This is a genomic window from uncultured Nevskia sp. (genome assembly GCF_903885465.1).
Lineage (GTDB): Bacteria > Pseudomonadota > Gammaproteobacteria > Nevskiales > Nevskiaceae > Nevskia.
Genome location: NZ_CAISIQ010000324.1, coordinates 1 through 23,399, shown reverse-complemented (window position 1 = coordinate 23,399; position 23,399 = coordinate 1). Strand labels below are relative to the sequence as shown.

Genomic DNA, 23,399 nt, shown 5'->3' with positions numbered 1-23,399 from the left:
CTCTACCAAGGGCAGATCTGTATGTCGACGGAACGCCTGATCGTCGATATCGCGGTGGCCGATCAAGTAGCAAGCAAGATCGCCGCTCAGGTGCGGACGCTGCCGGCCGGCGATCCGACCGAGAACCCCTCCTGCGTCATCGGCCCGATGGCTTTTCGCGAGAGCGGCGCGCGCATCAACGCGCTCATCGAAGACGCGCTCGCCAAAGGCGCCAAGCTGCTTGTGGGCGGGCGCGCCGAGGGCGCGACGATGCCGGCAACTGTGCTCGATCACGTGACCGCCGACATGGCGATCTACGATGCCGAGACCTTCGGTCCCATCACCGTGATGATTCGGGCACGCGATACCGCAGACGCGGTCCGGATCGCCAACGACACAGCTTATGGCCTGGCGGCATCGGTGTTCAGCCGCGACCTGTCCGGTGCCATCGCAGTGGCGATGCAGCTGCAAAGCGGCAGTTGCCACATCAATGGCGCGACCGTGCAGAACGAGGCGCAGGCGCCCTTCGGCGGCATGAAGGACAGCGGCTACGGCCGCTTCGACGGGCGGGCGGTGATCGACGAGTTCACGGAGTTGAAGTGGCTGACGATCGAGCCTTCGAACCAGCCGTATCCGTTCTAGATCCGCGCGCATCGCAGCTCCCGCAGCAGTTCCCTCTCCTCGGACGAATCCACTTGAAAACCCGAATCCAGGCCGACGACATCCATGGCGCATGGGTCATCATGCCAACCCCCGCCACGCCGGACGCCGACGACTGGCGCGTGCAGAGTACGGTCGATCTCGACGAGACCGCGCGTATCGTCGAGAACCTGATTGAGGCCGGCGTCAACGGCATTCTCAGCAACGGCACCTTCGGCGAATGCGCCACGCTGACCTGGGAGGAGAAGCGCGCCTTCATCGCGACCATCGTCGAAGTCGCCAGAGGCCGTGTGCCTTACTTCTGCGGCACCACGGCGCTGAACACCCGCGAGGTCGTCCGGCAGACCCGGGTGGCTGCCGACATCGGCGTCTCCGGAACCATGCTCGGCGTGCCGATGTGGTGCCGTATGGAGACACCCGGAGCCATTCAGTTCTACAAGGACGTCGCCGAGGCCTGCCCTGATGTCGCGATCGCGGTGTACGCCAGTCCCGAGGCGTTCAAGTTCGACTTTCCGCGTCCGTTCTGGGCCCAGGTGTGCCTGATCCCGCAGGTGGTGACGGCGAAATATCTCGGCATCGGCATGCTCGATTTGGATCTGGCACTCGCGCCATCGATTCGCTTTCTGCCGCACGAAGACGACTACTACGCAGCCGCGCGGATCGCGCCGGAGCGGATGACCGCCTTCTGGTCGAGCGGCGCCATGTGCGGGCCCGCGACCCCGCTCGCGCTTCGCGATGCCGTGTCGGCCGCGAAGCGCTCGGGCGACTGGTCGCTGGCCAAGCGGATTTCCGACGACATGCGTCGGGCCGATTCGACGCTCTTTCCGCGCGGGGATTTCTCCGAGTTCTCGAAGTACAACATCGGAATCGAAAAGGCGCGCATGAATCAGGCGGGGTGGTTGCGCGCCGGTCCTTGCCGTCCTCCCTACCATCTGATGCCGCCCGCCTATCTGGAAGGCGCCGTGGTTTCGGGACAGGCCTGGGCAGACCTCCATGTGAAGTACAGCAAGCAGTCCTGAGCCATTCCGAACTCGAAGGAGCGCGAACCCGATGAGCACTCATGCAATGGAAAGCGCCTTGTGGGACATGCACCACGACCCGGCGCGCGTCGAACGCTTTCACAGCGATCCGGACCTGCTGTTGAAGGACTACCCGCTGACGCCCCAGGAGCTTCAGCTGGTGAAGTCGCTCGATGTCCGGGCGATGGCGGACTTGGGCGCGGACCAGATGCTGCTCTTCACCAGCTGGATCGCCCTGAGCGGCTTCGACCAGGTGGGCGAATACATGCGGCGGATGAACACGCCACCCCCGGCAACCGCCTAGAAACTTCCACGATCAAGGAGTAGTCATGGCTGAACTCGTCTGTGGATTCCTGATGCCGCACGATCCCTTGATCAGCGCGATCACGATGGCCGCGCCGCCTTCGAAACGGGACGCCTGCCTCGGTGCGTTCGAGGAGATCACCAGGCGCATCCGCGCCGCCGAGGTCGATACGGTGATCGTGATCGGCGACGACCACGCGACCGTCAACGGACCGTCCTGCATGCCGACCGCGATGATCGCGGTCGGCGACATCGTCGGCCCCAAGGAGGCCTGGCTCGGCATGCCGAGAGCCCGGGTCGAAAACAACGAGGCGCTGGCTCGCCACATCCTGGACTTCGGACTCAAGGGCGGCGTGGACTGGAGCGTGTCGAAGACGCTGCTGGCCGATCACTCCATCATGATTCCTGTCCACTACGCGGTACGGCCGGTCGAAGGCGTCAGGACGATCCCGGTCTACATCAACTCCGGCATGGACCCGGTCATTCCCAGTCGCCGTGCGTACGACATCGGCCGCATGATCGGAGACGCGGTAGCGACGTGGCCGGGCAGCGAACGTGTCGCGATCTATGGCACGGGTGGCATCAGCCATTGGCCGGGGACGGCGCAGATGGGAAGGATCAACGAGGACTGGGACCGCATGGTGATGGGGCTCGTGGAAAACGGCGATGTCGACGCGCTCCTTGCCCTCAGCGACGAGGACATTCTCCGCGACGGTGGTAACGGAGGCCTCGAGATCAAGAACTTCCTCTGCGCGATCGGCGCGATGCGGGATGTCCGTGGCGAGACGATCGCCTACGAGGCGGTTCCGGAGTGGGTCAGCGGGCTCGGCTTCATGGAACTCAAGCGGGCGCACTGATCATGGAGCGCACGCCATTGCCGGCTGTCATCGACTTCTATTTCGACTTCATGAGCCCGTTTGCGTATCTCGCGCACACGCAGCTCCCGGCGTTGGCGAGCCGATACGATTTCCGGATCGCCTACCACGCCATCGATCTGCCGGCTGCCAAGCGGGCCGCTGGCAACAGCGCACCGCCGAACGTCAGCATTCCGGTGAAGCTGCGATACCTGGTGACCGACATGCAGCGCTGGGCGCGCCGATACGGTGTTCCGCTCGCATTCCCGAAGACCCTGAATTCCGAGCGGCTCAATCTGGGCCTGTACTTCGCCTTGGATCGCGGATGTGCGGAGGACTACCTGCGCGCCGCCTGGCTGCCGACCTGGGGCCAGGGCGGCGACATGGGCAGCGAGGCGCTGATCTCGGCCGTCGCGCAGTCGATGGGCTGGGACGCTGCCGAATTCCTTCGCTACGCGGCGTCGCAGGAAGCGCGCGAACGCTATGCACTCGACAACTGCGACTCGCAGGCGCGCGGGGTGTTCGGTGCGCCGACGATGATGATCGGCGAGGAGATGTGGTGGGGCAATGACCGGCTGGGGTTCCTCGAAGAACACCTGGCGGCAACCAAGCAGGATGGAGGAGAACGATGAAACCGCTGATCGACGTTCAACAGGGTCTGCAAAGCGCACGCATCTATCACGACCGCGATGTGTTCGAGACCGAGATGGAGCGCATCTTTGCCCGCTGCTGGCTGTTCCTCACGCATGAGAGCGCCATCCCCAACCCCGGTGATTTTGTCACTGCGCGCATGGGCCAGGATGAAGTGATCGTGGTGCGTCAGAAGGACCGCAGCATCAAGGCGTTCCTGAACGCCTGTCGCCATCGCGGCGCGCGGGTCTGCCCTGTCGAGGCCGGCAATGCCCGCAGCTTCGTCTGCAACTATCACGGCTGGTCCTATGGCGCCGACGGCGCACTGAACTCGGTCCCGTTCGAGAAGGAGCTTTACAAGGGCCGGCTCGACAAGTCGACCCACGGGCTGCGCGAGGTCGCAGGCGTGTCCTCGTATCACGGCTTCGTCTATGGCTGTTTCGACCCGGCCGCGCCGAGCCTGACGGATTATCTCGGCGAGTCGCGCTGGTATCTGGACATCTGGATGGAAGCCAACGGCGGCGTAGAGCTGCTTGGCCCGCCGAGTCGTTCGATGGTTCATTGCAACTGGAAAGCGCCGAGCGAGAACTTCGTCGGCGATGCCTACCACGTGGGATGGACACACGCGGCGGCCCTCAAGGCCGGCGGCGGCTTCCTGGCCCCGATGTCCGGCAACGCGGGTCTGCCACCCGAAGGCGCCGGTGTCCAGGTGACCACGCGCTATGGCCACGGGCTCGGCGTTCTCTACGACACCAACCCCGGCTCGCACGACATGCCGCTGGCGCAGGACATCGTCGCCTGGCAGGCGAAGAAGCGGCCGGCGATCGAGAAAGCCTACGGCGCCTTGCGAGCCCGCTATTACGGCTCGCATATCAACGGCTCGGTGTTTCCGAACAACACCTATCTGTGGGGTTCGAACTTGTTCAAGGTCTGGCAACCGCACGGCCCCGATCGCACCGAATGCTTCACCTGGGCGATCGTCGAAAAGGACATGCCGCAGGATCTCAAGCAGCGCATCGCGGACTCCATGCATCGCACCTTTGGAGTCGCAGGTTATTGGGAGGCCGATGACAACGACAACATGGAATCCGAGTCGCAACTCTCGCGTGGCTACATGACCCGGCAGGGCTTCATGAACGCCCAGATGGGCATCGGTGGTGACCGCGAAGATCCGGAGCTGCCGGGCGTGGTCGGCGAATCGGCGATCGGCGAAACGTCGTATCGCGGCTACTTCCGCTTCTATCAGGAGACGATGAATGCCGCGACCTGGGCAGATATGGATCCTGCCGACAGCACCTGGAAGCAGGAACTGACCCAGGCCGGCTCCGGGCTGCCTGCCGCCGCGACCGTCGCCTGAGGAGGGCCACAGCATGGGCAACCACATCGCTGCTCCGGCGCTTCCCGCGTCCACTTCGCGCAACGTTCCGGCGCCTTTCGATTTCAACAAGCTCGAACGCTGCATCGACGATTCGAGCTGCCGTGAAGTGGAGCGCCTGCTGTATCTCGAGGCGCGTCTGCTCGATACCGAGCAGTTCTCCGAATGGATGGAACAGGTTCTCGATCCAGCCATCCGCTATGTCGTGATCAGCCGGGAACTGCGCTATCGGAAGGAACGTCGCTACGACGCGCCGACGGAGATGTTCCTGTTCAACGATGACCTCACGTTCCTGAAGGCAAGAGTCGACCAGTTCAATTCCGGCATGCAGTGGCGTACCGATCCGCCGGAACGCTACCGCCGGCTGGTGACCAACGTCGAGGTCTTTCTCAACGGAACAGACGACGAACTCGTAGTGCGCTCGAACGTGCTCGCGCAGCGCAGCCGCCGCGCCTATGAAGTGGATCAGTTCATCTGCTGCCGCGAAGACCTCGTGCGTCGATGCCCCGCGGGTAGCTTGCGCCTGGTACAGCGCCGCATCGATTTCGACGAGCGATCGATCGCAGGTCGCAACCTGTTGTTGTTCCTCTGAAGGAGGCCCGAACGATGAATGGATCGAAGGATGCCGTGGTCCTGATCACCGGTGGCGGTTCCGGCCTGGGCCGGGCGTTGGTCGAGCGCTTTCTGCGGGAAGGCGCAGGCGTCGCGGTTCTCGAATCCAGCGAATCGCGAGCCAAGGCCCTGCGCGCCGACTTCAGCCAAGCGGTTGAAGTGATCGTCGGCGATGTCTCCGCCTATGCGGACAACGCACGTGCGGTCGCGCAAACCGTGGCCCGCTTCGGACGCCTGGATACGTTCATCGCCAACGCGGGCATCTTCGATTTCTTCCAGCCCTTGTCCCAGTACGATGGCGAGCGGCTGGGTGAGGCATTCGACGAACTGTTCGCCGTCAACGTCAAGGGCGGCCTGCTCGGAGCCCGTGCGGCTCTCCCCGAATTGGTGAAGAGCCGCGGCAGCATCATCTTCACGCTCTCCAACGCCGGCTTCTATCCTGGCGGCGGCGGTCCGATCTACACCGCGTCCAAGCACGCCCTGGTCGGTGTGGTGAAGCAGCTCGCACACGAACTGGCACCCAAGGTCCGGGTCAATGGGGTTGCGCCCGGGGGCATGAAAACCAATCTGAGCGGCCTGCAATCGACCGGCACGGCAGCGCAGTCACTGGCCGGCATCGACGGCCTCGACCAGATGCTGCGCGACATCACGCCGCTGCAGATCGCTCCCAGGCCGGAGGACTACTGCGGGCCCTATGTGCTGCTTGCCTCCGCTGCCGATGCAGGCCCGATCACCGGCGCCATCATCCACACCGATGGCGGCCTTGGCGTGCGCGGCATCGTCAATATCCGCGGCGGAGAAGGGCTTTGACGCGGTTCCTCCATCGAGTCCGGGAGTGCCTCCGATGAGCAGACGCGTCCGTTTGTGCGGGAAAGGAGAAGTGGGACCAGGCCAGATGCTGAGGCTCGACATCCCCGGCCTGCCGCCGCTGGCCGCTTTCAACGTGGAAGACGAGGTCTACTGCACCAGCAACCTGTGCACGCACAATTTCGCTCTGCTCACCGACGGTTTCCTGGACGGCGATGTGGTCGAGTGCCCTCTGCACGGTGGCTGCTTCAGCGTTCGCACCGGCGCTGCGCTGAATTTCCCTTGCGAGAAGCCGATCAGAACCTATCCCGTCACGGCAGTCGGTGAGGATCTGTACATCGACATCGAATGACTTGAGCGGGAGGCTGCCGATCCGCTGTTCTGGGGTTCTCGACGGCCGGGCCACGACCTTCGTCCTCGACGACTAGGATAGGGTGGCCCACGAGTCGGGAGCGACCCTCAAGAACGGTGTGACCGATGACAGCAGATGCCCTGCAGACGCTGCGCTCGCTGAATCTGAACCTGATCCCGATCCTCTATGAGCTCCTGCACTGCGCGAGCGTGTCGGAGACCGCCCGGCGATTGCACCTGACGCAATCCGCCGTCAGCGGATCGTTGCGGCAGCTGCGCGTCCTGTTCAATGACGAACTGCTCGTCCGGGACGGCCGGACGATGGTGCTGACCGAGAAAGCCCATCGGCTGACCGCAGAGGTCGCCCAGATCGTCAGGCTCACGGATCAGATGGTAAGTGGCAATGCCTTCGATCCGCACAAGGCCGAGAACCAGTTCCGGATCGCGACAGCGGACTACATTGCCGCGATGGTGGCCAACAAGCTCTCCAGAAAGCTCTCGCAACTCGCACCCTCCGTGAGCGTCTCGATGCTGCCCACGCCCGGGGCGTCGGGAAAGGAGCTTCGTTCCGGGTCCGTCGATCTCATCATCTGTCCCACCCGGCAGGCCAACCTGCTGGCCTGCGGGATCGATCAGCTGGATCCGGAATTCTGCTTCGAGTCGCTGATGCAGGATCATCTGGTCGGCATCCGGGCGCGGCAGAGTGGGGCGCGATCCGGCAAGGGCACGATCAGACTCGAGGAGTACCTATCCTGCTCGCATGTGATGTATTGCCGAACGGATGGCACGCCGACCATCGAGCAAGAAGCCCTCGCGCAGCATCGGCTGATACAGAAAACCAAGTACTTCATTCCGTACTTCACGCTGATTCCGGAAATCGTCCAAGGCTCCAATCTGCTCGGGGTCGTGCCCAGACGCCTTGCCGAGCATCATCAGGCCTGGTTCGACATCGAGATCTTCGAGATTCCGTATTACATCCCGCCGATGGATGTCGCCATGATCTGGCACAAGAACCGATCCGATCATCAGGACCTGAGCTGGCTGAGAGCCATCCTCAGGGATCTGATGAGCGACCCCGCTGCGGCTCGCGCTGCAGACGATGCATCGACGCGCGCCGACATCCCGGTTAAACGGAAAGTGCCGACCTGAGCGCCGCGCGGGTCCAGGCAACTGTCAGCGCTATTTCCGGACCGGCAGATCAATGCTGCTGCCGCTATACCAACGAATCATCAACGGCTTCCTGGCGTCGCGAGCGGTCTCTTCCTTGACGTCCTTGCCGGAGCCGAGATTGAGCTGTTGGTCGGGCCGCTTGTTGACGCCGAGCACCAGCACGATCCGGCTGCCGGCTGCGAGCTTGCGGCTGGTCAGGCGCTCGATGGTGAACGGCAGCTGCTGGCGTTTGCCGGCGATCAGCAGCCGGCGACGGGTGCGATCCTTCGCATAACTGGCGCGGAACTCGTACGGATCGAACAGCTGCACATAAGTGCCACCGGCCATCAGTTCGTAGACCGTGATCTTCAGATCGACGTCCTGCTTGTTGATCAGCAGATCCAGCTTGCCGCTCAGCTGGCCGCTGATTTCCAGCGGCTGTTGCAGCGGTTCGCTGGAGTAGACCACGGCGTTCGGTGTCGCCAGGGACTTGCTCATCACGTCCGACGACGGAATCGCCAGATCCTTGCGATCGGTGAAGTCGATGGTCTGCTCGGCGTAGCGGTCCGCCGACGCAGCTTGCACGGCCAGCCGTCTGGGCTCGTTCGGCGTGCCGGCATCCAGGAAGTATCGCTGCGAGGCATTGGCCATCGCCGCGATCGAGGGTGCGTGGCTCCACTGGTTGGCGCCCATCACCTGGTAGTTGACCCTGTCCTTCAGCAGCGCCGGCTTCGGCCCGTTCCTGAAAATGGAATCGAGCCATTGATAGCGCAGCTCCCGCAGATTGGTCTGCGCGACGGCATCCAGTGTGTAACCCCTGAACTCCGGCGCCGGTGCGTCCCGGGCGACATTGTCGTCGTAGGGGCCGATCAGCAAAGTGTGATTGGCCTTGGCGTTGTAGCGCGTGTGCTCGCTGAAGTAGTAGAGCGCGCCGGCATCACCGCCGTAGTAGCCAGCCAGGGTCAGCACCGGGATATCGACTCTGGCGAACTGCTTGCGGAACGGGATCAGCTTCTGCCAGTAGCCGTCGTAGCTCGGGTGATCCAGCCACGCGTCGAAGGCGCGGTTCGGCGGTGCGAACCGGCGGTCCAGATCGCGGTAGCGCTTGCCGCTGGCGAACAAGGTCTGATCGAGCAGCCGCCAGACCATGTCGTCCGTGCTCGGCGGTGCGACGCCGGGCTTGAGTGGCGGCGCGGTATTGAACTGCGCCCAGCGATACGCCGAGTTGCGGACGATGTTGCCGCTCATCGGGAAGTCGATGCCCGGCGCGGACGCGAAGCTGGTGGCGATGGCCTTCAGTGCCTTCGGCGGACGCTTGGCGACGGCCCAGGCCGCAGCCCCACTGTCGGTACCGCCGACCATGCCGACCCGGCCATCGCTCCAGCTTTGCTTGGCGATCCAGTTGATCACCGCGCGCGCATCTTCACCGTCGTGGGTGAACGGAGTGACTGCATTCGGGTTGTTGCTTCGCTTGCCACGCGTGTAGGCCACCACGCCGACATAGCCATGTGCCGCCGCTTCGCGCACCGAATCCTGATCGACGTGGATGGTGAATTCGAGCAAGGTCGGCAGCGGAATCGCCGCGTCCCTGGGACGGATCACCACCGCCTGGATCTTCCGCCCGCCCGAGGTCTTGATCGTCACCTTCTCGTCGGCGATATAGCGGCGTCCGCCGTCCTCGGAATCGAGCGCTTCGATCAGCGGGCTGAAGCTGCGGTAGGCATCGAAGGACAGATAGGTCCAGATCAGATCCACCGCCTGGTTGAAATCGACGCTGCCCTTGGCGCGGTACTGATCGAAGGACTTCTGCAGGGCCTGTTCGAACACCGAGCGCGGCGTCTCCAGCCAGACCGTCACCGCATGCGCGTCGCGATCGTTGAGCCGTGGCACCACTTCCTTGAAGGCCCGCTTGAAGGCATTGGCGAACGGCATGCGCTCGGTGGTCTCGATGGACCGCGCCCGCGCGTAGATGTCGTAGAGCACGGCCTTGTCGACCGGCCGCGGCAGGTCCGACGTGCGCTGCCGCTCCTGCAGCGACAGCCGCGTGTCATAGGCCGCCGTGTAGTCACCGGCGACCAGCTGCAGCGCGGCGAGGTTGGTCAGATAACGGTCGGTATCGCGCTCCTCGTAGACCGGCAGGATGCGGGTCGCGAGATCGCTCATCGCCGCGGGAACGGACGCGTCGTTGGCGGTCGGCGGTGGGCGGAATTCGAATTCCTGCGCCATCGCCAGGCCCGGCAGACAACCCATCAGGCAGATCAGCAGCGGGGCGAGACTCAGCCAGGAGAATCGCTTCATGGCCGATCACTTCCGGGTACGGGATGTGGCACTTCCGGAGTCGCCTTGACCAGATGCAGGACTTGGGAGAACAGATGGCCGCCAGCTTCGGCAGCCTTGCCGATGTGGATGATGCCGGTCGTCGACAACTCATGGGTCAGCACGTCGATGACCCGTTCGAGCGACTCGTCCTCCAGCATGCTCAGGGCCTCGTCCATCACCAGCCAGGACGGTGATTGCAGCAGCACTCTCGAGAACGCGAGACACATCTGGTCTTCGTGACTCAGCTCGCGATCCCAGCGCAGTTCGGCGTCGAGCAGCGGTACCAGCCGCTCCAGCCCCAGGCGCTTGAGCGCGTGCTCGCAGGTGTTCTGGGCGAAGCGGTCAGCGGCCATCGGGTAGGCGAGCACGTCGCGCAAGGTTCCGCTGGGCAGATAAGGCGTGCCGCGCGGCATGTACAGGATGGCCTCGTCCATCGGGCGCGTGATCTCGCCGACGCCCCAGGGCCACAAGCCGGCCAGGGCGCGGAACAGCAGGGTCTTGCCGGTGCCGGCGGTGCCCAGGATCAGCACCCGCTCGCCGGCTTTGACGACGACGTTGGCCTGATCCAGCCGATCACGGCCCGGTGCCGATTCGACCTCGAGGCCGGCGATGCTCATCGAGCCGCTGGCGCCGTCGGTATAGGTGATGCGGCTCGCGTAGCGAACGATCTCGGCATTCGCGGTCAGCGCTTCGCGGAAGCCGGCCACGCGCAGCAGGGTGGCGCGCCACTCGGCGATGGTGCCGAAGTTGTCGACGAACCAGCGCAGCGCCTGCTGCGCCTGGGTGAACGCGGCGGCCGCCATCATCATGCCGCCGAAGGAGATCTTGCCGGTCAGATACAGCGGTGCGGCGATCAGGATCGGCGCCACCAGGGTCGTCCAGCCGAAGCCGGCGGTGACCCAGGTCAAGTTGGTCCAGCCGCGGACCAGGCGGCGCATCGCCGCCATCACGTCGCCCAGATGGCGTTCGACGCGACGCTTCTCGTCGGCCTCGCCGGCGGCGAGCGAGATGCCGTCCAGATGTTCATTGATGCGCACCAGCGCGAAGCGCAACTCGCCTTCACGCGAATAGCGATCGGCGTTGCGCGCGATCAGGCTGCGCCCCACCCAGTAGCTCAGCAGCGAGCCGGTGCCTGCATAGAGGATCGCCGCCCAGACCATGAAGCCGGGCACCGCGTAGTCGATGCCGCCGATGCGGATGCTGAAGTCCGCCGAGATTCCCCAGAGAATGCCGGAGAAGGAAATGAACAGGATCGAAGCCTGCAGCAGCCCGGCGCCGAGATCGGTCGACAGGTCGCACATCTTCTGCGCGTCTTCGGTCATCCGCTGATCGGGATTGACGCCCATCGGCCCTGCCGTCGACAGCCAGAACGCGCGGCGCGGCAGCATCCAGTGGCCGACCAGATCGCGCACCACGCCTTCGCGCAGCTTGATCTTCAAGCTCTCCACGACCCAGCGCTGAAACACGTTGAGCACCAGCAAGACCGCGGCGATCATGAAGAACACGCCGAGCTGGACCAGGAACTCGCGCAGGTCGCGGCGCGACAGCGCGTCGTAGAACGGCTTGTTCCAGCGGTTGAGCACGATCTGCCCGAACGAGGTGCCGATGATCACCAGCAGCAGACTGCCCATCAGGAACTTGAGCGAACGCCCCACCGACGACGCGAACAGCGCCCGCCGCAAGGTGCCGAGCTGACGGAACACACCCGAGCGGGCACCGGCCTCCGCCGCCAGCGCGGCGGCGTCGGCTGCTGCGTTGTCGTTAATGGTGTTGCCCCACGGCCGCACGCCGGGCGGCGATGCAGGAGATGAAGGCGGCGTAGCTCCAGGCCAGATGCTTGGCCGAGGTCTGCCGGCCATCGTTCTGATCGAATTGTTCGGACAGCGCGCCGTTCGCCGGCGTCCAGGCACGCACGGTTTCGAGATAGGCATCGCCGCGGGCGATCCAGCTCGCCGCCTGCTCCGATTTCATCGCCGCGCGAAAGCAGAACTCCGAAGCGCCCAGGGTCGAGAAGTAATAGGCGCCGCCCGAGTAATAGACATCGCCCGGATAGCGGCCCATCGCCGGGCCTCGATCGGCCGGACGATTGCGGTTGATCGCATACAGCCCATCGAACAGGGCTTCGAGACGCGCCAGGGTTGCCTGCATGTGCGGGTCGGCGACCGAATGTTTCGGCTCTATGGCTTCGACATGGACGGCCGCGAGGATCACCGCGATATCCAGCTCCTTGGATGAACGCGCTCCGGATACCAGGGTCCGCGATCGGTAAAAGTTCTCTTCCGAGAGCCAGAAGCCGTCGAGGGCTTTGGTGAGCATGGAAGCCTCTGCACGACAGCACAGCGCCAGCCCCGGCTCAGCCTGCGACTCGAACCATTCGGCGCCCTGCTCAAGCGCTGCGGCGGAGACTCTCAGCGTGTAGTAGTGCAGCCCGTTCTCTTCTTCCCAGATGTCGAAGGACGGCTCGTGGCAGTGATGCAAAGTGAATTCGAGATTGGCGCGAATCAGCGCCGAAAGATCGGCGCTGACAGCCGGCGCCAGCTGCACGTCACGCGCCCAGCGCATCAGGGCCAGCGCCTGCAGCGGCGGGCCATCGTGCTGCGGCCGCGCCCACTTGGAGACGTCCAGCGTGCCATCGGGATTGACCCGGGTTTCGGCGAACGCGGCATCGCCGTGCACGGCGGCGAGATCGGCGTCGTCACGAATGAACTTCAGGAAATCCGCGGCGACGCCATCGCGCCGCGTCGGCGATGCCGCCAGCGCGCGCCCGTCCAGCTTCTTCAGCGACAGGCCGAAGCGCAGGAAGTCGGCGAAATGCCGGAGTGCTGGCGCGCCGACCACGCCTTCGAGATACAGCAGGCGCAGCGCATCGATCACCACCGCCGAATCGCGGTACCAGTGGAAGAAGTAATCCGGGTCCGGATCGTAGGCGCCGAGCACGGGCGACGCGATGATGCTGCCCTTGACCGGACGTAAGGTCTGGCCGAAACCTGGACGGGTCTTGACCAGATCGACGGCGGACACGCTCTTCAGCATCGCGGTCGCCGCATAGGCCGCTTCGCGATCCAGCCACTGACTGAAGGTCTCGGTCACGAAGTGGCTCCCGCTGCCAGATGCGGGCTGCTGAAGCCGAGCCGGCGGAGGCCGGTCTGCACTTCGGGCACGCTCATGAACAGCTTCCACAGCAGGCCAGTGCGATGGTTTTCCATCATCACCACGATGGGTCCCTGATCGATCGCCAGGAAGGTATCGGCGGTCCAGTCCCGCTGCTCATTGAAAGCGTCGACGAAGCCATAGCGCTTCCAGATTCTGTCGCCGTGCTCGCGCAGGAAATAGCGCAGCGTCGCCATGACTTCCTTGGGCGCATACGGCAGGCTCGCCAGCGCTGCGGTCGGCGTGATGGTGCCATTGTCATTGTCCGGCGCATGCGCGCTATAGCCGGCGTGATCGTCGCTGGCAGTGAGGCCCCAGCAGGATTCGCTGTAGCCCTTGAACCGATGTGGATTGGCGATGCAATGCGCGCGATTGATCTGCACGTGCCGGCAGTTCAGATCCCAGTAATCGGCATAGCGATCCTTCAGGCCGTGAGGATCGAGCCCGCAGAACGAGTAGTGCGTGAAGAACAGCGGTCCGCCGTAAGGCATGCCGAGCGGCAGCTCGATGCCATAGTAGGAATTGCCGTTGAGAAAACCGCGGCCTGCCGCAAAGCCCTGGTGATAGACCTCAGGATCAATCGGGTAGCGCCTGGACCCTGCCGCCAGCACGTAGGTGACCAGGCACTCGTTCCAGCCGCGAATCTCGTGATTCATCGCCCAGCCGTTGTTCGGGCTCCAGTGCCAGTACAGCAGCTTGCGGCCGCCCTGCGTGTACCAGTCCCACTCGACTTCCTCGCTGATCCAGTTGATGCGATCACGCAGCTTTTTTTCGGCCGGCGTGTCGCGCTGAAAATACTGGCGCGCGCACAGCAGGCCCATCACCAGGAACGAAGTTTCGACCAGATCGCCCGCATCATCCTTGCGGCTGAAAGCGATGGTGGCGCCGGTGAGGCCGTTCATGAAGTGCGGAAACACGCCGTGGTAGCAGGGCGCGCGGACCAGCACGTCGAGCATGCTGCTCAGACGCTCCAGCGCTGCTTCGCGGCTCACCCAGCCGCGCTCGACCGCGACGATGATCGCCATCACGCCGAAGCCCGTGCCGCCGGTGGTGATCAGATCATCAACCGGCTCTTCACGGGTCGTGCGCCGGTCAGGCGCGAGGCCGCTGACCGGGTGCGCGCCCTTCCAGAAAAAATCGAAAGTCCGGCGCTGGACCTGCTCCAGCAGCGCCTCGTCCGGTAGCGCAGCAAGCGCCGCACCTGATGGTTCGGCCACCGCGCTTGTCGCCGCAAGGCGACGATGCTCTTGGGCACTCTCGGTATTTTCCGCTGTCAGCATGAAGCCTCCTGGTTGCCCTGATTCTGACGGCATTGGGTGATCCGGGTACATCTACTGCGCCTGCAGGCTCGCTGACCATTCACGCTGGCGACCTATCATGGCCAAGCCCCGAGACACTTCCAAAAGGACTGATTGATGAGCCGTATCGACAAGCTGATGGCCCAGATGACGCTCGAAGAGAAACTCGGCCAGCTGACCATGACCGCCTCCAGCTATGCGGTGACCGGCCCGATCATCGCCGGTGACTCGACCGATTCGATCGCCGACGGCACGCTCGGCAATCTGCTGAACATGGTCGGTACCGGACCGACGCACGAGATGCAGCGGCTGGCGGTGGACAAGTCTCGTCTGGGTATTCCGCTGCTGATCGGCCTTGATGTGATCCACGGTCATCGCACTTTGTTCCCCATCCCGCTGGCGGAGATGGCGCTGTTCGATCCGCGGGCCTGGGAACTGACCGCGCGCGAGGCCGCTACCGAAGCCGCGGCCGATGGCCTGGCGATGACCTTCAACCCGATGCTCGACGTCTCTCGCGATCCGCGCTGGGGCCGCACCGCCGAAGGGCCGGGTGAAGATCCCTGGCTTGGCGCGCGCTTGGCCGAGGCCAAGGTCCGCGGCTTCCAGACAGCCGATCTCGCGCGCCCCGATGCGCTCGCCGCCTGCGCCAAGCATTTCTGCGCCTATGGTCCGGTGATGGCCGGGCGCGAGTACGCGTCCGTCGACATCTCCGAACGCACCCTGCACGAGGTGCATCTGCCGCCGTTCGAAGCGGCCGTGGCGGCCGGTGTCGCGTCGATCATGCCGGCGTTCACCGATCTGAACGGCATCCCGATGACCGCGCACACCGAACTGCTCGGCGACTACCTGCGCGGCAAGCTCGGCTTCGAAGGCGTGCTGATCAGCGACTACAACGCCATCGGCGAGCTGATCCGCCACGGCGTCGCCGCCGATCTGGTCGAGGCCGCGGCGCTGGCGCTCAACGCCGGTGTCGACATCGACATGATGGCCGATGCCTACCGCAAGGGTCTGCCGATCGCGCTGGAACGCGGGCTGGTGAGCATGGCGCAGATCGATACCTCGGTGCGCCGCGTGCTAAGGCTCAAGGAGCAGCTGGGACTGTTCGACGATCCGTATCTGCGTGGCTCGGCAGCCGAGGCGCCGGAAGTGGTCGCGCAGCGTCGCACCCTGGCGCGTGAGGTCGGCGCGCGGGCGATCGTGATGCTGAAGAACGATGGCGACACGCTGCCGCTCGCCCCTGGCATCGGCAAGCTCTGCGTCATCGGCCCGCTCACCGACAACGGCCCGGAAATGGGCGGCTGCTGGGGTGCGGCCGGTGAGCCGGACAAGCACGTCAGCGTGCTGTCGGGCCTGCGCCAGGGCTTTCCCGGCACCGAGATCGTGCACGCGGCCGGTACCGCCATCCGCGATGACGATGCCAGCGGCATCACCGCGGCCGTCGCGCTTTGCGACGGGGCCGACGCGATCCTGCTGTGCATCGGCGAGGCCCACAACATGAGCGGCGAGGCTGCCAGCCGCGCGTATCCAGAGCTGCCAGGACAACAGCGAGCGCTCACCGAGGCGGTGCTTGCACGAGCACAAAGTCTGGGCATTCCGGTGATCGCGATCCTGTTCTCGGGTCGGCCGCTGGTCATTCCCTGGCTGGCGGAAAAAGCCGACGCGTTGCTCGCTGCGTGGTTCCTCGGCAGCGAAGCCGGCAACGCCATTGCCGACGTGCTTTCCGGCAAGGTCTCGCCAAGTGGACGTACGCCGATGAGCTGGCCCCGCGCACTCGGACAGGTGCCGATCTTCTTCGGCCAGCGCCCCAGCGGCCGGCCGATGAACCCGGACGACTTCTTCACCAGCAAATACCTCGACGTCGCCAACGACCCGCTGTACTGCTTCGGCCACGGCCTGAGCTACGGGCGCTTCGCTTATGCAGACCTGCGCGTGACGCCGGATCGCGTGTCGCCAGCCGATGCCATCCACGTGCAGGTGACGATCACCAACAGCGGCGCACGGGCGGCACAGGACACGGTGTTCCTGTTCACCCGCGACCCGGTGGCCAGCGTGGCGCGGCCACTGCTGGAGTTGCGAGGCTTCGGCAAGATCGATCTGGCGCCCGGCGAAAGCGGCGTCGTGGCCTTGAGCCTGCTGGCCTCGGATCTGAAGTTCCTGGGCCGCAATCTGGCGCCAGTGTTCGAGGCCGGCGATGTCGAGATCCTGGTCGGACCTTGTGCAGACCGAGCGCAGCTGCTGTCGGCGGTGATCAAGCTGCGTTGAGTGCCATGCGAGGACGGGGCTGTTGCCATCTGTAGGGAAGCTGGCGGGCGAATGGTAGATCGATGCTCCAGCAAAGGGTTACATGGTTTAGGCGCAGGAATAAGCGGGACCTGCTTTCCATGCACTAGCCGCGCATGTCGACCACGTCGACCGACTTGTGATCGAACAGAACCCAGCCGCTCGTCCGTTCCGAGGGGGCAGCCTGAACCAGATTTCCCATTTGATTTTCGATTTTCTGGGTAGATCGGAATCAAGCTGTACTGCAGAAGAATCGTCGAATATGGTCTCGTAGATGGCGCCCGCAAACCTGAATAGGTACGAGCCCTCGCCGGTGTATTTCAGCATTTCAAGCTGATCACCTGGCTGAATTCTCAGCGTTTCGGCTTCATGAGTATCTGGGTGAGCCGCAGCAATTTCGAGTGCTCGTGAAGCGACTCGAATCTCTGTTTTGCGACATCGATAGAGGTGTTCGTCTGGCGGGTAACGGAAGGCTGCCTTGTCGTAGACATACAGCTTGCGAGCATTGGCCTTTGGCGATGCGCGCACTATTGCGCCGGCTCGGACTTCAATAACCGGCGCTAGTTCTCCAGGCCACCCGCTGTTCTCGAAAAGCGTCGTTTCTCGATCAGCGCGCACGTTCGATGCGAAGAACAGGAGTGAAGCGACGAGCGTCTGGACTCTCAGGGTTGTCGTCATGGTCGTTCCTGGTAGCCGAATGGGTTAGAGACTGATCCCACCAAAGCGGCTGCTGACCTGTTCCGGCACCCGGCTGCTGCCAGCGGCGGCGAAGGGTTTGCTGTCGCCGCAGATCGAGGCCACATGGGCCTGGGCGTCGCGCGCGGTCAGCACGTACAGCGCGCGGCACAATTCGTAGGCGGCGGTGCCGGGCCAGGCGGCCGGCAGCATCACGGCCGGCAGACGCGGGTCGTGCAGGGTGGCGCGGCGGAACGAGTGGATCAGCAGGGTCTGGATCAGGAACGCTTGTTCGGGTGTCAGCACCGTCTTGCCGAGCTTGGCCAGCAGTGGCTGGAAATGCTCGATGAAGCTGCGATAGCGGGCGCCGACCTCGTCGAGATTCCAGCACTGGATCATCAGCGCTTGCGCGCCAGGGCCGCCGAAGCCGTCGAGGTCCCGGGCTCTGAGCACGGCGGCTCGTTCACGCAAGCCCAGCTCGTCGAGCAGCTGCCGCAGCGCCTCGGCTTTCTCCACCGGATGAATCAGCACGCCCGGCGTCAGCAGCGCAAAACCTTCCCACTCCAGTTCACGCTTCAGCTGGCCGCGGTTCGGATGAGTATCGCCACTGCGGGGGGTGATCACCAGGGTCCACTGGCCGTCCCAGTCGAGCAGCGGCGGCATGTAGACGCGCTGATAGGCGCGCTCGATGCGGCGCCTGCCGGCGCTGGTCAGCGAGTAATGGCTGCGCCGGCCATCGCGGCGTGCGGCCAGCCAGTCTTCGTCGATCAGCCGGAAACAGCTGGTGCGCACCAGGCGTTCGCTGACCCCGAACGGCGCCATCAGCGCGATCAGTTCGCCCAGCCAGATGCCCGGCGTGGTCGGCAGCAGCGAATCGCCGAAGACCGTGACGATCAGCGATTTCGACTTCGGCACTTCATCTGCTAGATAGCGCTCGATCCAGGCGTTGATGCTCATTCAGGCTCGGGTCCGGGTGGGATCGCGGCGATTTTACAGTCCCATGTTTAACGATACAAAAAACGTGTTGACTTAATTAATAGTGTATCGAATAATGGCTGCAGGTCTTCAGCGGAGTGCCGCCATGTACGCACAGATGGTCGATACCGGGTCCCCTTCGGCAACTTCACTCGACGAGCGCGAAGCGCGCTTCCAGAGCCGCATCGACGACGGCATTCGTGTCGAACCGCAGGACTGGATGCCGGATCGCTATCGCAAGACGCTGATCCGCCAGATCAGCCAGCACGCGCATTCGGAAATCGTCGGCCAGCTGCCGGAAGGCAACTGGATCACCCGCGCGCCGTCGCTGAAGCGCAAGGCCATCCTGCTCGCCAAGGTGCAGGACGAAGCCGGCCACGGGCTCTATCTGTACAGCGCGGCGGAAACGCTGGGCATCACCCGCGACCAGATGGTCGACGACCTGCACACCGGCAAGGCCAAGTATTCGTCGATCTTCAATTACCCGACCCTGACCTGGGCCGATGTCGGTGCCATCGGCTGGCTGGTCGACGGCTCGGCGATCATGAATCAGATTCCGCTCTGCCGATGCAGTTACGGGCCGTATGCCCGCGCGATGATCCGCGTTTGCAAGGAAGAGGCGTTCCACATGCGCCAGGGCTACGACATCATGCTGGCGCTGTGCGCGGGTACGCCCGAGCAGAAGGCGATGGCCCAGGACGCGCTCAATCGCTGGTGGTGGCCGAGCCTGATGATGTTCGGTCCGCCGGATGGCGATTCGGTGCACAGCGCCCAGTCCCAGGCCTGGAAGATCAAGCTGTTCACCAACGATGAACTGCGCCAGAAGATGGTCGATCAGACCGTGCCGCAGGCCGAGCATCTGGGCCTCGTGGTGCCGGATCCTGCGGTCAAGTGGAATGCCGAGCGCGGCCACTACGACTATGGCGATATCGACTGGGAAGAGTTCTACAACGTGGTCAAGGGCAATGGCCCCTGCAACCGCGAACGCCTGGAAGTGCGCAACAAGGCCTGGACCGATGGCGAGTGGTTCCGCGATGCCCTGGTCGCCCATGCCGACAAGCAGGCGCAACGCCTTACCGCTCAAGCCGCCTGAAGGACAAGCAGATGAAGAATCAATGGCCGTTGTGGGAAGTGTTCATCCGCAGCCAGCACGGGCTGGCGCATCGTCATGTCGGCAGCCTGCATGCGCCGGATGCGACGATGGCGCTCAACAACGCCCGCGATGTCTACACCCGCCGCAACGAGGGCGTCAGCATCTGGGTCGTTAAGAGCACGGACATCACCGCCAGCCATCCGGATGACAAGGCCGAGCTGTTCGATCCGGCCAACAGCAAGGTCTATCGCCATCCCACCTTCTTCCCGATGCCCGAAGAAGTGAAAGGGCTATGAGCACCGCCCGCTACGAGTATCTGCTGCGCTTCGGCGACAACGCACTGATCCTCAGCCAGCGTCTCGGTGAATGGTGCGGCAAGGGCCCGGCGCTGGAAGAGGACATGGCGCTGACCAATGTCGCCCTCGATCTGCTCGGTCAGGCGCGCCTGCTGCTGAGCCTGGCAGCGGAAGCGGCCGGCAACGGCGCCGATGAAGACAGCCTGGCCTATCACCGTGACGACCGCGCGTTCCGCAACGTGCTGCTGGTCGAGCAGCCGAACGGCAACTACGCCGACACCCTGGCACGGCAGTTTCTGTTCGATGCCTGGTCGTCCCTGGCGCTACGCCGGCTGCTCAGCTCAAGCGATGCCGCGATTGCCGCGATCGCCGAAAAAGCGGTCAAGGAAGTCAGCTATCACCTGCGCCGTTCCAGCGATCTGATGGTGCGTCTCGGCGACGGTACCGAGCGCAGCCGCGCGATGCTGCAGACAGCGATCGACAAGGTCTGGCCTTACAGCCACGAGCTGTTCATCGGCGATGCCGTCGACGCCGAAATGACGGCGGCCGGCATCGGCTTCGATCCCGCCAGCGTGCACGACGAGTGGCTGGCCTATGTCCGCGAAGTGTTCGCCGAAGCCACGCTGAAGCTGCCAGCCGCCGGCGGCTGGATGCCCAAGGGTGGCAAGCAGGGCCTGCACAGCGAACACCTGAGCAAGCTGCTGGCCGAGATGCAGGTGTTGCAGCGCAGCCATCCCGGCGCGAGCTGGTAAGCCCGTTTCGCGATGAACGCCGCCGTCGTCGATAAGCCCTCGCTGGACACCGTCTGGCATTGGCTGGCCGAGGTGCCGGACCCGGAGATTCCGGTGATCTCGATCACCGATCTCGGCATCGTCCGCGAGGTTCGCTATGACGATGAAACGCTGGTGGTCACGGTAACGCCAACCTATTCCGGCTGCCCGGCGACCGAGGTCATTGCGGCGTCGATCCGCGACGCCATGGCTGCCCACGGCATTGCCGACGCGAAGATGGAAACCCGGCTGTCACCGGCCTGGACCACCGACTGGCTGACGCCGGAAGCGAAAGCCAAGCTGCTCGACTACGGCATCGCACCGCCGGTGGGTCTGGCAGAGGGCGAGCAGCGCATCGACATCAGCAGGCTGACGCGGCGCGCGCCGCCGGCGCCGGTGGTGGCCTGCCCGCGCTGTGCGTCGACCAACACCGAGATGCTGAGCCAGTTTGGCTCCACACCCTGCAAGAGCCTGTATCGCTGCAAGGCCTGCCAAGAACCATTCGATTATTTCAAGTGCCACTAGCGGCAACAACGCTGGGGCCGTGTGCGGGGAGAGCTGCATGAGCAAGTTTCATTCGTTGAGCGTGGCCCGGGTCAGCCCGGAGACGCGCGATGCCGTGGTCGTCACTTTTGCCGTGCCGCCCGAGCATCGCGAGGCTTATCGCTATGAAGCCGGCCAGCACCTGACCATCCGTGCCGACATCGGTGGCGAGGAAGTGCGGCGCTCGTATTCGATCTGCTCGGCGGCGCAGGAGCAGAGCCTGCGGGTGGCGATCAAGCGCATCGACGATGGCCTGTTCTCGTCGTGGGCCTTCGAGCATCTGAAGCCCGGCACGCAGCTCGATGTCATGGAGCCGTCCGGCCATTTCAGCGTGCCGCTGGAGCCGGAGTCGCAGCGCCATCATGTTGCCTTCGCGGCCGGCAGCGGCATCACGCCGATCCTGTCGCTGATCAAGACCACCTTGCAGGCCGAGCCGAACAGCCGCTTCACCCTGGTCTACGGCAACCGCGCCTCATCGAGCGTGATCTTCAAGGACGAACTGGCCGACCTGAAGGATCGCTACATGGGTCGCTTCAATCTGGTGTTCATCCTCAGCCGCGAGCAGCAGGACGTCGATCTGTTCAACGGCCGCATCGATGCCGCGAAGTGCGAATCGCTGTTGAAGCAGTGGGTCAATCCCGAGGACATCGACGTCGCCTATGTCTGCGGTCCGCAAGTGATGATGGAGCAGGTGCGCGACAGCCTGGTCGCCAGTGGCGTGCCCAAGGCCAGCATCAAGCTGGAACTGTTCGGCACCGCGATGAATGGCGCGGCGCGCAAGCTGCGCGCACCGGTGGTGAAGGGCGAGGCGGGCTGCGAAGTCACGGTGATCCACGATGGCCGCAGCATGCAGTTCAGTGTCAAGAAGAACGGCCTGTCGCTGCTCGATGCGGCACTGGCCAATGGCATCGAACTGCCGTACGCCTGCAAGGGCGGCGTCTGCGGCACTTGTCGTTGCAAGCGCCTGTCGGGAGAAGTCGACATGGACGCCAACTACTCGCTCGAAGATTACGAACTGGCGCGCGGCTTCATCCTGAGTTGCCAGAGCTTCCCGGTCAGCGACAGCCTCACGCTCGACTTCGATCAGGAGACCTGAGGCGTGGCCGAAGCGAATCTGCTGCTGATCGAACGCCTCGGCAAGGTTGCGCTGCTGCGTCTGAATCGCCCGGAGGCAATGAACGCATTGTCGATGCCGCTGCGCGAAGCGCTGCGTCAGGCGCTGATCGCGCTCGATGAGGACGACAGCATCGGCGCCATCGTCATCACCGGCAACGACAAGGTGTTCGCCGCCGGCGCCGATGTCCGCGCGCTGCAGGACTGGACTTCGGATACCGCCCGGACCAACACCGAACTGCGTGGCGCCTGGAACCAGATCGGTGCCATGCACAAGCCGGTGATCGCGGCCGTTGCCGGCATGGCCTTCGGCGCCGGCTGCGAACTGGCGATGATGTGCGACTTCGCACTCGCTGCCGACAACGCCCAGTTCGGTCAGCCGGAGATTCGGCTGGGCCTGATTCCCGGCTCCGGCGGCACCCAGCGGCTGGTGCGTGCGGTGGGCAAGGCGAAAGCGATGGAGATGGTGCTGACCGGCCGCAGCATCGACGCCCACGAAGCCGAACGCGCCGGCCTCGTCGCCCGCGTGCTGCCGCTGGCCGAGCTGATTCCCGAAGCGCTGAAGACAGCCGAACGGATCGCCGGATTCTCGGCGCCGATCGTCGAACTGGCTCGCGCCGCCGTGAACGCCGCGCACGAGACCTTTCTCGAGGATGGCCTGAAGCACGAGGCCCGGCTGTTCGAAGCCACGTTCACGACGGAAGACCGTCGCGAAGGCATCGATGCCTTTCTGACCAAGCGCAAACCCCAATTCAAGAACCAATAAGCCGGCGCGCGATCGCCGTCCAGAAACCGAGGAGTGACACCATGATCAAGCTTGAAAGCTACGCCTGCGGCAAATGGCAGCAGGGTGAAGGTGGCGAGGTGATGCTGAATGCACTCACCGGCGAACCGGTCGCCCAGGTCTCGAGCAAGGGCCTCGACTTCGCGGCGATGCTCGACCACGGTCGCAAGGTCGGCAGCCCGGCGCTGCGCAAGCTGAGCTTCCACGAGCGGGCGATGAAGCTGAAGGCGCTGGGCCAGTATCTGGGCGAGCGCAAGGACGTTTACTACGCGCTGTCCGCCGCCACCGGTGCTTCGAAGAACGATTCGATGATCGACATCGACGGCGGCTTCGGCACGCTGTTCTCGTACGCCAGCAAGGGCCG

General features: G+C 64.3%; 23 protein-coding genes and 1 pseudogene. 18 read left to right on the top strand and 6 right to left on the bottom strand.

Annotation, left to right across the window (positions count from 1 at the left end; all coding sequences use genetic code 11):
• The 10 genes from QZY06_RS12590 to QZY06_RS12545 form a co-directional block, all read left to right on the top strand.
• The coding region (locus tag QZY06_RS12590; protein WP_367275633.1) for an aldehyde dehydrogenase family protein at positions 1-621 on the top strand (621 nt) is incomplete at its 5' end.
• Between the two features lie 101 nt (positions 622-722).
• Positions 723-1,658: a dihydrodipicolinate synthase family protein gene (locus tag QZY06_RS12585; protein ID WP_367275634.1), complete on the top strand. Its 936-nt coding sequence runs from the start codon at positions 723-725 to the stop codon at positions 1,656-1,658.
• 31 nt (positions 1,659-1,689) lie between these two features.
• Complete coding sequence (locus tag QZY06_RS12580; protein ID WP_295684853.1) at positions 1,690-1,962, top strand: hypothetical protein; 273 nt, start codon at positions 1,690-1,692, stop codon at positions 1,960-1,962.
• Between the two features lie 25 nt (positions 1,963-1,987).
• Complete coding sequence (locus QZY06_RS12575; protein WP_295684850.1) at positions 1,988-2,818, top strand: protocatechuate 3,4-dioxygenase; 831 nt, start codon at positions 1,988-1,990, stop codon at positions 2,816-2,818.
• A gap of 2 nt (positions 2,819-2,820) precedes the next feature.
• The gene (locus tag QZY06_RS12570; protein ID WP_295684847.1) at positions 2,821-3,447 is read left to right on the top strand and encodes a 2-hydroxychromene-2-carboxylate isomerase; all 627 of its coding nucleotides are present in this window, start codon (positions 2,821-2,823) and stop codon (positions 3,445-3,447) included.
• A complete protein-coding gene (locus QZY06_RS12565; RefSeq protein ID WP_295684844.1) occupies positions 3,444-4,802 on the top strand; it encodes an aromatic ring-hydroxylating dioxygenase subunit alpha in 1,359 nt (452 codons plus the stop codon). The genes QZY06_RS12570 and QZY06_RS12565 overlap by 4 nt, the downstream gene beginning before the upstream one ends.
• Positions 4,803-4,815: 13 nt before the next feature.
• Positions 4,816-5,412, top strand: coding sequence for an aromatic-ring-hydroxylating dioxygenase subunit beta (locus QZY06_RS12560; protein ID WP_295684841.1), 597 nt, complete (start codon positions 4,816-4,818; stop codon positions 5,410-5,412).
• 35 nt (positions 5,413-5,447) lie between these two features.
• Positions 5,448-6,242: a 3-(cis-5,6-dihydroxycyclohexa-1,3-dien-1-yl)propanoate dehydrogenase gene (hcaB, locus tag QZY06_RS12555; protein ID WP_295684838.1), complete on the top strand. Its 795-nt coding sequence runs from the start codon at positions 5,448-5,450 to the stop codon at positions 6,240-6,242.
• 34 nt (positions 6,243-6,276) lie between these two features.
• Complete coding sequence (locus QZY06_RS12550) at positions 6,277-6,591, top strand: non-heme iron oxygenase ferredoxin subunit (RefSeq protein WP_295684836.1); 315 nt, start codon at positions 6,277-6,279, stop codon at positions 6,589-6,591.
• Positions 6,592-6,716: 125 nt separating this feature from the next.
• Positions 6,717-7,739, top strand: coding sequence for a LysR family transcriptional regulator (locus tag QZY06_RS12545; protein WP_295684833.1), 1,023 nt, complete (start codon positions 6,717-6,719; stop codon positions 7,737-7,739).
• A 30-nt stretch (positions 7,740-7,769) separates the two neighbouring features.
• Here the strand turns inward: QZY06_RS12545 and QZY06_RS12540 are convergent, their stop codons facing one another.
• The 4 genes from QZY06_RS12540 to QZY06_RS12525 are packed head-to-tail and all read right to left on the bottom strand — an operon-like array spanning position 7,770 to position 14,488.
• Entirely contained in the window at positions 7,770-10,037 is a 2,268-nt protein-coding gene (locus tag QZY06_RS12540) for a CocE/NonD family hydrolase (protein ID WP_295684829.1), read from the bottom strand.
• The gene (locus tag QZY06_RS12535; RefSeq protein ID WP_295684826.1) at positions 10,034-11,845 is read right to left on the bottom strand and encodes an ABC transporter ATP-binding protein/permease; all 1,812 of its coding nucleotides are present in this window, start codon (positions 11,843-11,845) and stop codon (positions 10,034-10,036) included. Before QZY06_RS12535 ends, QZY06_RS12540 begins: the two co-directional genes overlap by 4 nt.
• Entirely contained in the window at positions 11,820-13,148 is a 1,329-nt protein-coding gene (locus tag QZY06_RS12530) for a glycoside hydrolase family 15 protein (protein WP_295684823.1), read from the bottom strand. Before QZY06_RS12530 ends, QZY06_RS12535 begins: the two co-directional genes overlap by 26 nt.
• Positions 13,145-14,488 (bottom strand): glucoamylase family protein, encoded by a 1,344-nt coding sequence (locus tag QZY06_RS12525; RefSeq protein WP_295684820.1) that lies wholly within the window; start codon positions 14,486-14,488, stop codon positions 13,145-13,147. The genes QZY06_RS12530 and QZY06_RS12525 overlap by 4 nt, the downstream gene beginning before the upstream one ends.
• Positions 14,489-14,623: 135 nt before the next feature.
• Here QZY06_RS12525 and QZY06_RS12520 point away from each other — a divergent pair, with 135 nt between their 5' ends.
• Positions 14,624-16,768, top strand: a complete 2,145-nt coding sequence (locus tag QZY06_RS12520; RefSeq protein ID WP_295684818.1) for a glycoside hydrolase family 3 N-terminal domain-containing protein — start codon at positions 14,624-14,626, stop codon at positions 16,766-16,768.
• Between the two features lie 87 nt (positions 16,769-16,855).
• On the opposite strand, the gene QZY06_RS12515 is transcribed toward QZY06_RS12520, so the two are convergent.
• On the bottom strand, positions 16,856-17,464 hold the full coding sequence (locus QZY06_RS12515; RefSeq protein ID WP_295684816.1) for a hypothetical protein: 609 nt from the start codon (positions 17,462-17,464) through the stop codon (positions 16,856-16,858).
• Positions 17,465-17,488: 24 nt separating this feature from the next.
• Complete coding sequence (gene paaX / locus QZY06_RS12510; protein ID WP_295684814.1) at positions 17,489-18,418, bottom strand: phenylacetic acid degradation operon negative regulatory protein PaaX; 930 nt, start codon at positions 18,416-18,418, stop codon at positions 17,489-17,491.
• A 124-nt stretch (positions 18,419-18,542) separates the two neighbouring features.
• Here paaX and paaA point away from each other — a divergent pair, with 124 nt between their 5' ends.
• The 7 genes and pseudogenes from paaA to QZY06_RS12475 all read left to right on the top strand — a co-directional run.
• Positions 18,543-19,529, top strand: coding sequence for a 1,2-phenylacetyl-CoA epoxidase subunit PaaA (gene paaA / locus QZY06_RS12505; protein ID WP_295684812.1), 987 nt, complete (start codon positions 18,543-18,545; stop codon positions 19,527-19,529).
• A gap of 11 nt (positions 19,530-19,540) precedes the next feature.
• A complete protein-coding gene (gene paaB, locus QZY06_RS12500) occupies positions 19,541-19,825 on the top strand; it encodes a 1,2-phenylacetyl-CoA epoxidase subunit PaaB (protein ID WP_295684808.1) in 285 nt (94 codons plus the stop codon).
• Positions 19,822-20,577 carry a 1,2-phenylacetyl-CoA epoxidase subunit PaaC gene (gene paaC / locus QZY06_RS12495; protein ID WP_295684805.1) on the top strand — a complete coding sequence of 252 codons (756 nt, stop codon included), beginning with the start codon at positions 19,822-19,824 and terminating at the stop codon, positions 20,575-20,577. Before paaB ends, paaC begins: the two co-directional genes overlap by 4 nt.
• 12 nt (positions 20,578-20,589) lie before the next feature.
• Positions 20,590-21,120, top strand: a complete 531-nt coding sequence (paaD, locus tag QZY06_RS12490) for a 1,2-phenylacetyl-CoA epoxidase subunit PaaD (protein ID WP_295684802.1) — start codon at positions 20,590-20,592, stop codon at positions 21,118-21,120.
• 37 nt (positions 21,121-21,157) lie between these two features.
• Complete coding sequence (gene paaE / locus QZY06_RS12485) at positions 21,158-22,234, top strand: 1,2-phenylacetyl-CoA epoxidase subunit PaaE (protein ID WP_295684800.1); 1,077 nt, start codon at positions 21,158-21,160, stop codon at positions 22,232-22,234.
• Between the two features lie 3 nt (positions 22,235-22,237).
• On the top strand, positions 22,238-23,017 hold the full coding sequence (locus tag QZY06_RS12480; RefSeq protein ID WP_295684797.1) for an enoyl-CoA hydratase-related protein: 780 nt from the start codon (positions 22,238-22,240) through the stop codon (positions 23,015-23,017).
• Positions 23,018-23,058: 41 nt separating this feature from the next.
• Positions 23,059-23,399, top strand: a pseudogene (locus QZY06_RS12475) (phenylacetic acid degradation bifunctional protein PaaZ); the annotation flags it as partial.

Coding starts and splice junctions, on each gene's coding strand:
- paaX (WP_295684814.1), bottom strand. CDS start 18,418: ATGAGCATCAACGCCTGGATCGAGCGCTATCTAGCAGATGAAGTGCCG.
- paaB (WP_295684808.1), top strand. CDS start 19,541: ATGAAGAATCAATGGCCGTTGTGGGAAGTGTTCATCCGCAGCCAGCAC.
- paaE (WP_295684800.1), top strand. CDS start 21,158: ATGAGCAAGTTTCATTCGTTGAGCGTGGCCCGGGTCAGCCCGGAGACG.
- QZY06_RS12520 (WP_295684818.1), top strand. CDS start 14,624: ATGAGCCGTATCGACAAGCTGATGGCCCAGATGACGCTCGAAGAGAAA.
- QZY06_RS12550 (WP_295684836.1), top strand. CDS start 6,277: ATGAGCAGACGCGTCCGTTTGTGCGGGAAAGGAGAAGTGGGACCAGGC.
- QZY06_RS12585 (WP_367275634.1), top strand. CDS start 723: ATGCCAACCCCCGCCACGCCGGACGCCGACGACTGGCGCGTGCAGAGT.
- QZY06_RS12575 (WP_295684850.1), top strand. CDS start 1,988: ATGGCTGAACTCGTCTGTGGATTCCTGATGCCGCACGATCCCTTGATC.
- QZY06_RS12570 (WP_295684847.1), top strand. CDS start 2,821: ATGGAGCGCACGCCATTGCCGGCTGTCATCGACTTCTATTTCGACTTC.
- QZY06_RS12515 (WP_295684816.1), bottom strand. CDS start 17,464: ATGACGACAACCCTGAGAGTCCAGACGCTCGTCGCTTCACTCCTGTTC.
- QZY06_RS12525 (WP_295684820.1), bottom strand. CDS start 14,488: ATGCTGACAGCGGAAAATACCGAGAGTGCCCAAGAGCATCGTCGCCTT.
- paaA (WP_295684812.1), top strand. CDS start 18,543: ATGTACGCACAGATGGTCGATACCGGGTCCCCTTCGGCAACTTCACTC.
- paaC (WP_295684805.1), top strand. CDS start 19,822: ATGAGCACCGCCCGCTACGAGTATCTGCTGCGCTTCGGCGACAACGCA.
- QZY06_RS12540 (WP_295684829.1), bottom strand. CDS start 10,037: ATGAAGCGATTCTCCTGGCTGAGTCTCGCCCCGCTGCTGATCTGCCTG.
- QZY06_RS12580 (WP_295684853.1), top strand. CDS start 1,690: ATGAGCACTCATGCAATGGAAAGCGCCTTGTGGGACATGCACCACGAC.
- paaD (WP_295684802.1), top strand. CDS start 20,590: ATGAACGCCGCCGTCGTCGATAAGCCCTCGCTGGACACCGTCTGGCAT.
- QZY06_RS12545 (WP_295684833.1), top strand. CDS start 6,717: ATGACAGCAGATGCCCTGCAGACGCTGCGCTCGCTGAATCTGAACCTG.
- QZY06_RS12560 (WP_295684841.1), top strand. CDS start 4,816: ATGGGCAACCACATCGCTGCTCCGGCGCTTCCCGCGTCCACTTCGCGC.
- QZY06_RS12565 (WP_295684844.1), top strand. CDS start 3,444: ATGAAACCGCTGATCGACGTTCAACAGGGTCTGCAAAGCGCACGCATC.